Origin of the sequence: Rhizobium sp. BK312 (genome assembly GCF_014193605.1) — a bacterium.
GTDB lineage: Bacteria > Pseudomonadota > Alphaproteobacteria > Rhizobiales > Rhizobiaceae > Rhizobium.
Genome location: NZ_JACHZP010000008.1, coordinates 302180 through 315524, shown reverse-complemented (window position 1 = coordinate 315524; position 13345 = coordinate 302180). Strand labels below are relative to the sequence as shown.

The window sequence follows — 13345 nt, the reverse complement described above, 5'->3', positions numbered from 1 at the left end:
GGCGGAGGTCGCAAGCAATCGCGGCCGTCCACTGAGGAAGAAGATCGATGGCAATGAGCGCTTATTCCCAATCGCGCGAAAAATTCTCGCAAACCGTTGAAATGTATGAGGTTATTTTTCATGAGACTGGATTGGAGCGGCAGAATGGCGGGCCTCCGCATTCGGCATCTGCGATTTTTGCTTTCGATCGGGAATAAAATCCGCGCGGGCGCGATCTAGTATCGCAGGCAACATTGCAAGCACCGTATCCGAGGCTTACAGTCGGTATCGGCGTTTTGCGGGGATCATGATGACAGACGCCCAATTTATGACTTCGATGACGCTCGGCGAGTTCCCGATATGGGGCTTGCGCCCATCGCAAGACGCCGCGGTTGGCAGGTCGGGTTGGTTTCCAAACTGCCTGCGCGCTTTCCTTGCGGCACTGAAGCCGAGCGGGCACATTGTCCTCACGACTACGGCAGACTCATCGTCGCATGAAATGCCTGCACAGCGTGCGACCGCCTCCCCCGACGAGACTATGCGCCGCTTTCAGCGCACCATCATCCCGCATCTGGACGCCGCCTATAATTTCGCGCGGTTCCTGAGTCGCGATGCCGATGCCGCGCAGGATATCGTGCAGGAGGCATATCTTCGCGCCTATCGTGGCTTTGGCGGCTTTCGCGATGGCGATGCCCGCGCCTGGACCTTCACCATCGTCCGCAACTGCTATCACGCCTGGCTGCAGGAGGGGCGGCGCAAGACTCGCTATGAGCAGCCGATGACGGACGAACGGGATTCGGAGGAAAGCTCGCCCTCCCCTGATCCCGCCTCCGAGGAGGATACGCCAGAAGCAGCCTTCATCCGCAAATCGGAAACGCAACGGGTGCGCGAAGTCATCAACCAGTTGCCCGATGCCATGCGCGAGGTCCTGGTCCTGCGCGAACTCGAGGATCTCTCCTACAAGGAAATCGCGGAGATCATCGATGCGCCGATCGGCACCGTCATGTCGCGCCTCGCCCGCGCCCGCCGTGATTTTGGCGAAATCTGGCGCAGCCTCGAAGGAAAAGGGACGGCACGATGAGCGGCGGGGGACACGATGGTCACGGTGAATGGAACGATCTGCTGCACGGCTTCATCGACGGCGAACTGGACGCAACCAACGCGGCGCGTTTCGAGGCGCATCTGGCGACTTGCCGGGACTGCGCCGGCGAGATGGAGAATGCTCTGATGGTCAAGCGTCTTTCCGCACGCGAGGGCGTCAAATGGCAGGCGCCTGATACCGTTCATGCCCGCGTGCAGGCGGCACTGACGCTGGAGCAATCCATGATGAGGCGCGCAACCACGGCCGCGAGCCAAACGGAGAGCCCGTGGCAGCACGTGTGGCGATTGGTCCGCGAATGGAGTTTCGTGCCGTCGCTTGCCGTCCTTGCGGCAAGCCTCATGCTGGTACTGAACGTGCCGCAGCAGAGCCAGACGATCGAGGATCAGCTTCTCGCAAGCCATGTGCGCTCGATGCTCGCCGACCATCTGACCGACGTGCTGACATCAGACCAGCACACGGTCAAACCATGGTTCAACGGCAAGATCGATTTCTCCCCGCCCGTAGTCGATCTGGCAGCACAGGGCTTCCCTCTCGTCGGCGGCAGGGTGGATTATCTCGATGGTCGGGTGGTGGCGGCGCTGATCTATCGCCGGCATGGTCATGTCATCAATCTCTTCATCTGGCCGGGCGCTGCGGGAGCCAAAACCAATGCCGAGAAGGAGGGCTATAATTTCGTCGAATGGCATGCCGACGGGCTGGTCTTTTGGGCTGTCTCCGATGTCGCCGCACCGGATCTCACCACCTTCCGCGATGATTTTATCCGCGCGACAGCCCCATAACGCAAAAAGCCGGCCGCATCGCTGCAGCCGGCTTTTCTGAATGATCAGAAGGGATCAGGCCGAGAGCTTGGCCATAACTTCGTCCGAAACTTCGAAGTTCGAATAGACGTTCTGAACGTCGTCATCGTCTTCAAGGTTTTCGATGAGCTTCATCAGCGACTGGGCCTTTTCTTCGTCGACCGGCACGTTGTTCTGCGCGCGCCAGATCGCCTTCACGGTTTCGGCTTCGCCGAGCGTCGCCTCGAGCGCCTTGGCGACTTCGCCGAGGGATTCGAAGGCGCAGATGATCACATGGCCCTCTTCATCGCTTTCGACATCATCGGCGCCTGCCTCGATCGCCGCTTCCATGACCTTGTCGGCATCGCCGGCGGTCGGCTTGTAGGTGATTTCGCCGACGTGATCGAAGGAGAAAGACACCGAACCGGTTTCGCCAAGCGCACCGCCGGCCTTCGTGAAGATCGAGCGAACGTTGGATGCCGTGCGGTTGCGGTTGTCGGTCAGCGCTTCGACGATGATCGCCGTACCGCCCGGACCGTAGCCCTCGTAACGGATTGCGTCGTAATTCTCGGTATCGGCACCGGAAGCCTTCTTGATGGCACGGTCGATATTGTCCTTCGGCATCGACTGGGCCTTGGCGTTCTGGATCGCCAGACGCAGGCTCGCGTTCATGGTCGGGTCGGGCAGGCCCGATTTGGCAGCGACCGTAATTTCGCGCGCCAGCTTCGAGAACATTTTCGAGCGCACAGAGTCCTGACGACCCTTGCGGTGCATGATGTTTTTAAACTGTGAATGGCCAGCCATGGCACCCCTGTTCACGTCTTTTGTTGGGAATGGGCTGCCTTATAAGAGCGAAGCGACCCTCATTCAAGTAAAAAGCCGGAAAATGGGGATGAAGAGCGGTCGCGATCGAGAAGGTCTCAAAGGTGATCGCGATGGTCACAGCCCCTTGAGCACATAGATCAGCGGCTTGCGCGGCAAGGTCTTCACCGACACCGTGACGCTCGGCGTCGGTGCATAGGCAATATCGAAGTCGGGGCCGAACAGGGCAAGAAACTGGTCGATCGGCGGACCCCAGCGATGCATGGGCAGGATCAGCGACGAGCGTAGCCTTTTCACCACGCGGCTCATGCTGTCGGCCCCCATGGTCAGACCGCCGTCGACCGGCACCATCACGACATCGAGACGGCCGATCTCGGCATATTGCTGGTCGGTGAGCTCGAAATGCAAATGGCCCAGATGTCCAATGCAAAGGCCCGCCACCTCGAAGATGAAGATCGAATTGCCGTTGGCTTCGATGCCGCCACCCCAGGAGCGAATATCGGTGACCACATTGCGGATCAGCGTATCTCCCACAGTCATGCGGATCTTTGCCGGCTCTCCAGGCACATCGCTCCATCCATGCAGCACATATTTGATCGCCGGGTCCGGCGTCAGCGTGTAGTGGCTCGGATGCGCCTTGTTCATTGTGACGACCTCGGGCGTATAGGGCGGCAGATAGGCACCGCTATAATCCGTGGCGATGGAAACGCCGCCAGGCGTTTCGATGAAAAGCGTGGCGTGGCCAAGAAAGGTGATCTTCACATCACCATTGACCGGATCATTGGCGAGCGTCGGACCGGGAGGAGAAAAGCTGGCGAATGTCGCCTTGGGCAGGGATTGCGCGATCGCCTGGCATTGGCTGGGTTGCGGACGAGAAGGCTTTTGCTGGGCGTCAGCCGCGGTCCACCAAAAAATCATCGCCAGGAAAAACGCGGCAAGGACAGGAAATCGCTGTAACATGCCATCCCCTCAAGCCAGATAGTGGCCGAAGGATGCGGCATGACCGGAAACGGGTCCAGCGGCAATCAGACAGAATTGCTCACAATCGCGTCATCATATGGTGATGCTGAATTACCGGGCAGCGATCAGCGCCAGAAGTCCGGAATGGTCTCCGCAAGCCTTGGGCCAAGCCGGAGCGGGGCGATCTTTTCCGCCAATCCCGTCGCGTCGGAAATCTCGACGCCAACGCCGCAGATGGTGGCTGGCCCCGAAGCCGCCTCGAAACGCCCCTTCGGCATCTTCGAGATGAAGCGGTTGAGCGGCTCTTCCTTTTCCATGCCGAGCGAGGAATCGTAATCGCCGCACATGCCAGCATCCGACATATAGGCGGTGCCACCATTCAGGATCTGTGCATCCGCAGTCGGCACATGCGTATGCGTGCCAATGACGAAGCTCGCGCGGCCATCGACGAAGTGACCGAAACACTGCTTTTCGCTCGTCGCCTCCGCATGGAAGTCGAAGACGATGGCATCCGCCTGCTCTTTCAGCGGGCATGCATCGAGGATGGCTTCTGCCGACTTGAAGGGATCGTCGAGCTCCGGATGCATGAAGACGCGACCCATGATGTTGGCAACGAGCACGCGGGCGCCGTTGCGGGCATAGTAGAGGCCGGAACCGCGGCCGGGCGTGCCGGCCGGATAGTTGGCAGGGCGCAGAAACTGGTCGTGGCGCTCGCAAAAGACGACGGCTTCCTTCTGGTCCCAGACATGGTTGCCCGTCGTCACGACGTCAGCGCCGGCATTGATCGTTTCAAGGAAGATATCCTCGGTGATGCCAAAGCCGCCGGCAGCATTCTCGCCATTGACGATGACGAAATCGAGCTTCAGGTCGGATACGAGGCCCGGCAGGCGGTCCCACACCGCGGTCCGTCCCGTCTTGCCGACCATATCTCCCAGAAAAAGCAGCCGCATTCGCTATCCAATCACTTCCGAAACGAAATTGAGTCCGCTCTCGGTCAAAATCGCGTCAAGACGGACATCATGCGGCTCTGCGGGTACTGATGGCACTTCTTGGCAATCGAATGCAATGCCGATCAGCCGCGGATTCAACCCTTTTTGATGCAGGCGTTCGATCGCACGGTCGTAATGACCGGCGCCATAGCCGATGCGATGGCCGCTCTTATCGAAGGCCGAAAGCGGCACGAGCATGATATCCGGGTCCAGCACTGCCGCTTCAGGTCCCGGACCGGAAGTCCCGAATCCAACCGGAACCAATGGCACCCCGGGAACGAGCTCCCGGAAGACGATCGTGCTGCGATCAAGAATAACAGGCACACAGAGCCGCGCCCCACGCTCCCGCAGACGCGCCATCAATGGCCTTATATCCACTTCCGAACGGATCGGTAGGAAGCCGGAGACGATAGCTCCCGGCCTGATATCGATGGCGTCGCCACCATGCACCACCATGGCCAGGCCCTTTTCAATACGATCTTCTGCCGGAATGGCGTCCCGTGCCGCCAGGCGCTCGTTGCGATATCGGGCTTTCAGCTCTTTGGGAGTCATTGGATCTTCGCGAAAGTTTATATTATCGCAAAAACATAATGAGCCGGCAGCCCATTGCAAAGCGCGAAAGCGACATGCCGTGGTCGCAGAAAGGAGTGGGCTGCATCAGCCTTTGCGGATGATCGACAATTTTCCGTTGCCATCCACATGGGCGCGAACATTTTCATAATTCTGCAGCGTCGTATGATCGGTCTCGATCGGATGCGAGTGCGTCGCCGTGATGACCACTACATCCGCACCAGCCGCCTCGCCCGCCTTGACACCGGCCAAGACGTCTTCAAACACCAGGCATTCCGACGGGCTGAGGCCGAGGCGCTGCGCCCCGAGGATGTAACCTTGCGGATCGGGCTTACCGACCTTCACGTCTTCGGCGGTGACCATGAAGCGCGGAACGGGGATCCCGGCGGCATCCAGCCGCGCCAGCGCCAGCCGATAGGGCGACGAGGTAACGATCGCCCAGCGCTCTGGCGGCAAAGACGCGAGGAAATCGACGGCACCCGGCAGCGCGACGACACCCTCGACATCGGCAATCTCGGCCTCGGTGATCTTCAGCGCTTCCGCGACCGGATCGACGCCAGGCAGATTCAACTGACCGATCGTATCAACCCCGCGCTTGCCATGCATAGTCGGCATGAACTTCTCGACATCAAGACCCTGAGCGCGTGCCCAATTACCCCAGACACGTTCTGCAGCAGCAATCGAATTGATGATCGTGCCGTCCATGTCGAACAGGAAGCCGGAATAGGTCTTTGTGAAGGTGGAATTCGATGCGGCGGACAAGGGCGAACCTTTCTGGATAAGACAATAAGCGGCTGCGGCAGACGCAGCGCTCATGATATGCCCTTCCCGACTAACGGCAGCCGTCGAAAGAAGCAAATAAATGCTGCGCCGAACGCGCAGGAAAAGTCGGCAGGAGACCGTGGAGAAAGGCGAGAAAGGGCGCGCGACAGCAAGACACGCCGCGCGCCATGACCATTATTCGCCGAGGCGGCTCTTTAGTCCATTGATGATGTGGTTCGCCAGAGCTTCGTAATCATCATCGAAATGGTGGCCGCCATCCATCGCGATGACTTCCGCACCCGTGCCCTTCAGCAGCGGGCAGGCGACATCCTCGTCATCATCCTTGCCGTAGACGCATTGCACCATCTTCGGATTGATCGATTTGAGATCGTTGACGGGATCGCCGCCCTTGCCCGCGCTCGAAGCCCCGAGCCAGCCCATGACCGAAATCACATAGTCGACCTTCTGCGACAGGGATAGCAGCGACATCTGGACGATCTTGTCCTTTTCGGCCTGAGGCAGGCGATTGTAGCTCGCCGGCAGCACATCGGCACCAAAGGAATAGCCGACCAGTACCACATGCTTGACCTTGAAGCGTTTGGTGTAGAAGTCGATGATCCGGCCGAGGTCGTTGGCCGTCTGCTGCGGATCCTTCTCCGTCCAGAAATAATGCAGGGTATCGACGCCCACGACCGGGATCCCCTGATCCTGCAGGTAGCTGCCGACTTCCTTGTCGATGTCGCGCCAACCGCCATCGCCCGAATAGACGATGGCGAGCGTGTCTTCAGTCGGCGTCGTCTCCATGATATCAAGGGGCAATCCAAGCGGCGATTTCGAGCTGTCGATCGTCTTCATCAGATCGGCGAGCGAAGCCTCCAGCGTTGCATAGGTATCGGCATTGTCGGAATCCGTGGTCTGGACTTCGGGATGGTCCTTCTGGATGTCTGCAACGTGGTCGCGGCCATCCTTCGGCGCATTCGCCGTGAAGGTCACGAGAATAGGATTGGGCAGCGCGCCTTCCTGCAGACCGAAGGACACCATATCGCCGTCAGTCTTCTTCTCGGCCGGCGTGCAGAGTTCCTGCTTCAGGCCGATACCGGCAGTCGGGTCGACCGCCAGCGTACCGGCAACGGTCGCATCCGGGGTCTGGGCCGCGATCGTCAGCGCCATGGCGCCACCGGCGCCGACACCGGCGATAACAGGCAATTGATAGGTGCTGTCGGCAAAGGAGCGCTGCACCTGCTGGCTGAGCGATTCCAGATCCGAGACGATATAGATGCAGCCGTCATTCTTGCTGACGTCATAATTGTTGAGCGCGGCCAGAAAGGACGGATAGTCGATGCCGATGACGAGTGAGCCATTGGCGACGAGCTTGTCGGCAACAGCCTTCTCCTTGTCGCCCCAGCCGGCGAGATCGGAAATTAGGACAACTTCGTTCGAAACCTTGCCGTGCGGTCGCATGATGTGCGGCGCCGGGATCATGCCCAGATCATATTTTGTATCGTCGGCTTCAGCCCGTGCTTGGCCCGACATCAGCAGGCCCGTCGACAGCACGCATGCGAAAGCCAATGACATTGCGTATTTCAAGATCATTTCCTCACGACCCCCTTAAGTCCGCCCCCGATGAGGAATGTGGCATCCATCAACGCGATCATTGGACTAACCCCTCCCGAAACAGCCAGGTAGCGCGGCTGCCATTCGGGATGGAATTTTGATTTGAAGGCACGAAGCCCTTTGAAATTGTAGAAGCGCTCGCCGTGCTCGAAGACAGTTCCCCCGACCCTGTCCCAAACCGGCGCCGATTCCCGTCTCGACATGCCCGACAGCGGCGCCATGCCAAGGTTGAAACGCTGAAATCCCTCACCCTTGAGGTATTCGAGGATCTGCACGAACAGAAAATCCATCGAACCCTTCGGGGCATCAGGGGAAAAACGCATCAGATCGACGGATCCCTCCTCCTTGGTCTCCGTCATCAGAATATTCGCAAAAGCGACGATCTTACCATCCTTTTTCAACACGCCGACCGGCTGTGAGCACACATAATCCGGATCGAACGCGCCGAGCGAGAAACTCTTTTCCTTGGCATTGTGATCGGCAAGCCATGTATCGGAGACATGCGCGAGCTGATCCAGCACATCGGGTATATCTTGAGGTTCGATAACGGCAAATTCTAGTCCATCGCGCACCGCGCGGCTCGCCGTCTGCCTGAGATTGGCCCATTTGCCGCCCTTGAGCTCGAAATTGGCAAGATTGACCACGGCAAGCTCGCCGAGCTTGAACGCCCGCAGGCCTGCATCGGCGCAGTAGGAGAGAAGCGCCGGCGAGATCTGGTAGAAGACCGAGCGGCAACCGGCAGCGCGCGCCGTCTCGACGAAGCGCCAAATCAGATCGGGCAGCGCCTGGCGCGGGCCGACCGGATCGAACAGGGCGATCCATGAGCGACCCTGCTTGCCATACATGATGAAGGCATCGCCTTTTTCCGAGAACATGATGCTCTTGTCGCCCATGCGTACCAGATTGGCGTCGGCAACGCCCTGCTTGCGCACGATTTCCACGGCGCGCGCCACCGCATCGTCGCTGACGGGCTCCGGCCGCTTCGTTGCCGGACGCAACAGGCTGAAGATCGCGATCGCCGAGGACACGATGGAAATGCCGAGCGCTGCACGAAGCCCGCGCGGCGCCTCATCGGCAAATTCGAACTGCCACCAAAGCTCGTTGCTGTATCCGACATCGCGATAGACGAAGAACAGCACGACGATGGCGCCGATGCAGACGACCGCAATGGCGGTGAGCCAGCCCGCCGTCAGCGTCTGGTTAAGCAGCGAAGCCGGTCGCTTGAACAGGCGACGGCTGACGACAAGGCTAAAGACGAAGAAGGCCAGCAGACCGGCTTCAACGATGGCGATGGCCTTCAACAGCGAAAAGAACAGGGCGAACAGCGCGGAGAAGGTTGAAACCCACCAGGCCCCGTCGAGACGCTGGCTGAGGCCACGGGCGGCCACGATGATCGCCAGCCCCAGAAGGCTTGAGAGGAAATGGGCGCTTTCGACCAAGGACAGCGGCAGATAGTCCGATAGCACGATCAGGTTATGATCTGGCGTCGGCGTCACGCTCGAAAAGACCAGCATCATGCCCAGCAGCAGCGCAAAGGCCGACAGTAGCTGCGGCATCAGGCGCGCGCCGATGCGGCGCATGCTCGAAGCCACCGGGTGATCGACGAAACGGCGCAGCTCCGCGACCGAGATCGCGGCAATGGCGATGACGAGCGGAATGACGTTGTAGATGACGCGATAGAGGACCAGAGAGCTCAGAACGGCATCTTCATTCACGGAACTGCCGAGCCAGGCGATGATGATCGTCTCGAACACGCCGAAGCCGGCCGGAACGTGGCTGAGCACGCCAAGCCCGACGGCGATCGCGTAAATTGCGAAGAAGCCCGGCCATCCGATGGAGGTTTCCGGCAACAGCACATAGAGCACGGAGGCCGAGGCTGCGATATCGAATGCAGTGACCAGAAACTGCCGTGACCAGGTGCGCGAATCCGGCAGACGCACGGCAACCGGGCCGATACGCACTTCGCGGCCATTGCGGCCGGCATAGACTACGAAAGCAAGCGCCGCGAGAATGGCGATAGCGATCAGCCGCAGCCACAAGCCATCGACGCTGATCAGCGGACCGATCTCGTCGGCGATGACCAGAAGCGCCATGGCGCCGACAGACGCCAGGCCGAGACCGAAGGCGAGCGTGACGAAGGCGATGATGCGGGTGATGTCGTCAGGCGACAGCCCCAGCCGGGTATAGGCGCGGTAGCGGATCGCACCGGCGCTGAGCGCGCCGAAACCAGCCGTGTTGCCGACCGCATAGGCGCTGAAGGAGGTCAGCGCGACATGCGGAAACGGCAGCCGCTTGCCGATATATTCGAGCGCATTCTGGTCATAGAAGATCAGGGAGGCGAAACTCAGGCCAGTAAACAGCAGCGCCAGCAGCACCGAGGAGATCTTCGTCGTCGTCAGGGCATGGACGACGTCATCATAGCGCACCTCGGTCGTCAGGTCGTAGATCGCATAGGCGGCGATGCAGAAGACGGCGACTGTAAGAACGGCGACAATCAGCGCGCGATAGCGGTTCAACAGACCGACGATGCCGCCACGCTCTTCCAATTCCTCATCGGCATTTTCCAGATCGATTGGGCTCGACATGCTCTACCTGTTTATAGTGATCTTCGCCGGTTCCGACTGTCCGGATATTCAGTAACATCGACGACGCGTCTTCGAGTTGCCGTATACACTTCTTTCGACAAGCCCGTTGTGACGCGCGCTCCATCGTTCTGAATTTAGGCAATTTTGGCGCAGGCCCCGTCCCGCCAGCAATGAATCTCTTATTATTTAAAGGATTTTGTCATTCACCCGGCTTTTGGGCTTATCCACACACAAAAGTGATATTCCCATCCCATCCTGAGCGCCCCCACCGCCAATACCGCCCTTCTTCCGATTGTCCGAAGCCTACTACAACGTGAGATGGATATCCATCGCACGGCATCAACCGCCCTCCCCGGTAGCAGAATCCGGAAACAGATTGGCCCGGCGCCGAAATCGGCACCGGGCCACTGACCGATAGCCAGGAAAGGGATCGAGACGATAGTGACCGGCGATACGGGTTTGCCGGAACTCAGCGATCAGGCGCTTCCGCCGGCTCGCCGCGCATCTCGCTGAGGAAGAACCCTTCGCGCAGGTTGATCCCGTATTCGACGAAGGCTTTCATGCAGCAGAGCATCTGCGTCCAGCCCTCGCAGTTCAGATAGGTGCCGCGGCGGCCGGCCTCGTCCTCGCGCCAGCCGCTTTCTTCGATGATGACAAGCGTGCCGCCATCCTCCAGCGCATCGAAGGTCATCTCCACTTTGGTTCTGTAACGGACGCCGTCTTCGCCGGTGCCGCCGTCCCAGTGAAAGACGATGCGCTTGTTGGCCTCCACCTCACTGACCTCGACGGGGGCATTCTTCCACCAGATGACGGTCGTTCCCGCCACCAGGGGCGCGCTCGCCCCGCCGACGGTGGTGAAGTAGCTCGAAAGCTTCTTCGGGTTGACGACAGCATCGAAGACTTCATCCACCTTGCGGCCGATCCGTCCTGAAATCCGAACATTCAATGTCATGGCATCTCCTCCAATATTTGTCTGTCGTTATCGCTCCATTGCGAATGGCCCCATTATGTTATAAAAATATAACATGTCAAACGAATCGGATAGCGACCTCATTTTCAAGGCCCTTGCGCATCGGCGGCGGCGCGAAATTCTGGACATGCTCAAGGATGGGCCACGCACGACGGGCATGCTCTGCGAGACTTTCACGGATATGGACCGCTGCACCGTGATGCAGCATCTGAAAGTGCTGGAAGAAGCTGATCTCGTGATTGCCAAGAAGGATGGTCGCGAGCGCTGGAACCATCTGAACAGCCTGCCGATCAAGCAGATCCATGATCGCTGGATCAGCGCCTATGCCGGCCATGCCCTCTCCATCCTCGATCAGCTGAAGAACGATCTGGAGAGCTAAAATAGACGGTTGGGTTCGGAGAAAGCCGGATTACGCTGCGCTGGCGCGGCCCAACAGACGTTTCAGCCTGTCGCTCGTCCCGTCTTCTTCGAGCGGTGTATAAACGACCAGCTTCATGTCGGCACGGTCCATGACGGCAAGCGCGGTATATTCGAATGTCATCAAGCCGCCCTCCGGATGGCGCAGACGCTTGTGACCCGTCAGCGGCCGCAGCACATCCTGCCTCGGCCACCAGGCGCGAAATTCGGGGCTCGCCTGCATCAAGGTAGCGATCAGCCGCTCGAAATCAGGATCGCCGGCGTAACGGGCACTGTCGACGCGAAACATCGCCAGCGAATTCGCCGCCACGATCTCCCAATCGACAAGAAGCTGCCGGTGGGCAGGGTCGGTAAACACCCGATGGACGCTGTTGCGCGCATCCCCCTGCAGCAGGGCATAATCACCGAAAACTGCAACAGCCGCGGCATTCCAGGCCAGCACATCCCAACGGCGGCCGAGAACATAGGCGGGCTGGCCGGCAAGGCTTGCAAGCATGCGCACAAGCGCATCCGGCACCTCCTCAGGCCCGCGCGACGGGGTGTCAACAGATGGCCGATCACTCAGCGTAAAGAGATGCCGCCGCTCGACCGGATCGAGCCGCAGCGCGTCGGCCAGCGCCGATAGAACCTCTGCGGAGGGACGAACGTCCCGCCCCTGTTCCAGCCAAGTGTACCAGGTGGTGCCGACACCCGCGAGCAGCGCCACTTCCTCGCGCCTGAGCCCCGGCGTGCGCCGCCGGAACCCCTCCGGAAGCCCGACGCTGGCGGGCGTCAGCTTTTCCCGGCGGGAGCGCAGAAAGGCGCCGAACTCGCGACGCCTGGCTTCGAGAATGGTCTGGCTCTGGTTGATGGTCATGCCCTATCATAGCAGGATCAATACTAGGATAAAGTCAGAACTGTTTGCCGCGTCTGTAAGCTGCCAAATATCATCATGCAGACAACGAGAAGGCGGTTGCTATGGATATGAGCGGCAAGACGGTTCTGATTACAGGCTCGACGGATGGTGTCGGGCGCAGGGTTGCAGAACGACTGGCAGCGGCAGGTGCTAGGCTGATCGTTCACGGCCGTGACAAGATCCGCGCGGAAGAACTGGTCTCCAGCATTCAGGACAAGAGCGGCAAAGCGACCTATTACCTCGCCGACCTTTCCTCACTGGAAGAGGTCCGCACTCTGGCCGACGCCATCGAGCGCGACTACGATCGCCTCGATGTTCTGATCAACAATGCCGGCATCGGCACCAGTGGCGGCGGCACAGGGCGCCAGGTAAGCCGAGACGGATACGAGCTGCGCTTCGCGGTGAATTATCTTGCCGGCTTCCTGCTGACGCGCCGGCTCCTGCCTCTGTTGAAGGCAAGCACTCCCGCCCGCATCGTCAATGTATCTTCCGTCGGCCAGCAGGCCATCGACTTCTCCGATGTCATGTTGACGCGCGGCTATAGCGGCGTGCGCGCCTATTGCCAGAGCAAGCTGGCGCAGATCATGTTCACTTTCGATCTCGCCGAAGAGCTTGCCAGCTCCGGCGTCACCGCCAACTGCCTGCACCCGGCGACCTATATGGACACGACCATGGTGCGCCAGGCAGGCGTTGCGCCGCTAAGCACAGTCGAGCAAGGGGCCGATGCCATCCTCAATCTGGCCGCCGGCACCGCTCTGGAAGGACACACCGGCCTCTATTACGACGGACTGCGCCCATCGCGCGCCTCTGCTCAAGCCTATGACGCAACTGCGCGCAGCAACCTGCGAACACTCAGCCAAAGCCTTACCAGCCTGGTCTGAGACCTTATTCCTTGCCCCTCCCC

General features: G+C 59.8%; 13 protein-coding genes. 4 read left to right on the top strand and 9 right to left on the bottom strand.

The genetic code is table 11. The features are described 5' to 3' along the window. Positions 1-289: 289 nt before the first annotated feature. Both FHT85_RS22975 and FHT85_RS22970 read left to right on the top strand, forming a co-directional pair. Positions 290-1060 carry a sigma-70 family RNA polymerase sigma factor gene (locus FHT85_RS22975; protein WP_246780060.1) on the top strand — a complete coding sequence of 257 codons (771 nt, stop codon included), beginning with the start codon at positions 290-292 and terminating at the stop codon, positions 1058-1060. Next, positions 1057-1860, top strand: a complete 804-nt coding sequence (locus FHT85_RS22970) for an anti-sigma factor family protein (RefSeq protein WP_112335066.1) — start codon at positions 1057-1059, stop codon at positions 1858-1860. The genes FHT85_RS22975 and FHT85_RS22970 overlap by 4 nt, the downstream gene beginning before the upstream one ends. 54 nt (positions 1861-1914) lie before the next feature. Here the strand turns inward: FHT85_RS22970 and FHT85_RS22965 are convergent, their stop codons facing one another. From FHT85_RS22965 to FHT85_RS22930, 8 genes are all read right to left on the bottom strand, one after another. After that, the gene (locus tag FHT85_RS22965) at positions 1915-2661 is read right to left on the bottom strand and encodes a YebC/PmpR family DNA-binding transcriptional regulator (RefSeq protein ID WP_112410001.1); all 747 of its coding nucleotides are present in this window, start codon (positions 2659-2661) and stop codon (positions 1915-1917) included. 135 nt (positions 2662-2796) lie between these two features. Beyond that, on the bottom strand, positions 2797-3639 hold the full coding sequence (locus FHT85_RS22960) for an MBL fold metallo-hydrolase (RefSeq protein WP_112410002.1): 843 nt from the start codon (positions 3637-3639) through the stop codon (positions 2797-2799). A gap of 125 nt (positions 3640-3764) precedes the next feature. After that, positions 3765-4589 carry a YmdB family metallophosphoesterase gene (locus FHT85_RS22955; protein WP_112335069.1) on the bottom strand — a complete coding sequence of 275 codons (825 nt, stop codon included), beginning with the start codon at positions 4587-4589 and terminating at the stop codon, positions 3765-3767. A 3-nt stretch (positions 4590-4592) separates the two neighbouring features. Further along, on the bottom strand, positions 4593-5180 hold the full coding sequence (locus FHT85_RS22950; protein ID WP_112410003.1) for a 5-formyltetrahydrofolate cyclo-ligase: 588 nt from the start codon (positions 5178-5180) through the stop codon (positions 4593-4595). A gap of 105 nt (positions 5181-5285) precedes the next feature. Continuing rightward, positions 5286-5960: an HAD family hydrolase gene (locus tag FHT85_RS22945; RefSeq protein WP_183774346.1), complete on the bottom strand. Its 675-nt coding sequence runs from the start codon at positions 5958-5960 to the stop codon at positions 5286-5288. Positions 5961-6155: 195 nt separating this feature from the next. Next, complete coding sequence (locus FHT85_RS22940; protein ID WP_112399329.1) at positions 6156-7553, bottom strand: virulence factor; 1398 nt, start codon at positions 7551-7553, stop codon at positions 6156-6158. Next, on the bottom strand, positions 7550-10159 hold the full coding sequence (gene mprF, locus FHT85_RS22935) for a bifunctional lysylphosphatidylglycerol flippase/synthetase MprF (RefSeq protein WP_112335072.1): 2610 nt from the start codon (positions 10157-10159) through the stop codon (positions 7550-7552). Before mprF ends, FHT85_RS22940 begins: the two co-directional genes overlap by 4 nt. A 469-nt stretch (positions 10160-10628) precedes the next feature. Next, the gene (locus FHT85_RS22930) at positions 10629-11111 is read right to left on the bottom strand and encodes an SRPBCC domain-containing protein (RefSeq protein WP_112410004.1); all 483 of its coding nucleotides are present in this window, start codon (positions 11109-11111) and stop codon (positions 10629-10631) included. A gap of 73 nt (positions 11112-11184) precedes the next feature. Here FHT85_RS22930 and FHT85_RS22925 point away from each other — a divergent pair, with 73 nt between their 5' ends. Continuing rightward, positions 11185-11508: an ArsR/SmtB family transcription factor gene (locus FHT85_RS22925; protein ID WP_112410005.1), complete on the top strand. Its 324-nt coding sequence runs from the start codon at positions 11185-11187 to the stop codon at positions 11506-11508. A gap of 30 nt (positions 11509-11538) precedes the next feature. On the opposite strand, the gene FHT85_RS22920 is transcribed toward FHT85_RS22925, so the two are convergent. After that, positions 11539-12402 carry a helix-turn-helix transcriptional regulator gene (locus tag FHT85_RS22920; protein ID WP_112410006.1) on the bottom strand — a complete coding sequence of 288 codons (864 nt, stop codon included), beginning with the start codon at positions 12400-12402 and terminating at the stop codon, positions 11539-11541. A 101-nt stretch (positions 12403-12503) separates the two neighbouring features. Between FHT85_RS22920 and FHT85_RS22915 the strand changes: the two genes are divergently transcribed. Then, the gene (locus FHT85_RS22915) at positions 12504-13322 is read left to right on the top strand and encodes an SDR family NAD(P)-dependent oxidoreductase (protein WP_112410007.1); all 819 of its coding nucleotides are present in this window, start codon (positions 12504-12506) and stop codon (positions 13320-13322) included. Positions 13323-13345 lie beyond the last annotated feature (23 nt).

Excerpts from the sequence above, each read along its gene's own strand:
- FHT85_RS22930 (WP_112410004.1), bottom strand. The coding sequence starts at position 11,111 with ATGACATTGAATGTTCGGATTTCAGGACGGATCGGCCGCAAGGTGGAT.
- FHT85_RS22925 (WP_112410005.1), top strand. The coding sequence starts at position 11,185 with ATGTCAAACGAATCGGATAGCGACCTCATTTTCAAGGCCCTTGCGCAT.
- FHT85_RS22940 (WP_112399329.1), bottom strand. The coding sequence starts at position 7,553 with ATGATCTTGAAATACGCAATGTCATTGGCTTTCGCATGCGTGCTGTCG.
- FHT85_RS22970 (WP_112335066.1), top strand. The coding sequence starts at position 1,057 with ATGAGCGGCGGGGGACACGATGGTCACGGTGAATGGAACGATCTGCTG.
- FHT85_RS22960 (WP_112410002.1), bottom strand. The coding sequence starts at position 3,639 with ATGTTACAGCGATTTCCTGTCCTTGCCGCGTTTTTCCTGGCGATGATT.
- FHT85_RS22915 (WP_112410007.1), top strand. The coding sequence starts at position 12,504 with ATGGATATGAGCGGCAAGACGGTTCTGATTACAGGCTCGACGGATGGT.
- FHT85_RS22920 (WP_112410006.1), bottom strand. The coding sequence starts at position 12,402 with ATGACCATCAACCAGAGCCAGACCATTCTCGAAGCCAGGCGTCGCGAG.
- mprF (WP_112335072.1), bottom strand. The coding sequence starts at position 10,159 with ATGTCGAGCCCAATCGATCTGGAAAATGCCGATGAGGAATTGGAAGAG.
- FHT85_RS22965 (WP_112410001.1), bottom strand. The coding sequence starts at position 2,661 with ATGGCTGGCCATTCACAGTTTAAAAACATCATGCACCGCAAGGGTCGT.
- FHT85_RS22975 (WP_246780060.1), top strand. The coding sequence starts at position 290 with ATGACAGACGCCCAATTTATGACTTCGATGACGCTCGGCGAGTTCCCG.
- FHT85_RS22955 (WP_112335069.1), bottom strand. The coding sequence starts at position 4,589 with ATGCGGCTGCTTTTTCTGGGAGATATGGTCGGCAAGACGGGACGGACC.
- FHT85_RS22950 (WP_112410003.1), bottom strand. The coding sequence starts at position 5,180 with ATGACTCCCAAAGAGCTGAAAGCCCGATATCGCAACGAGCGCCTGGCG.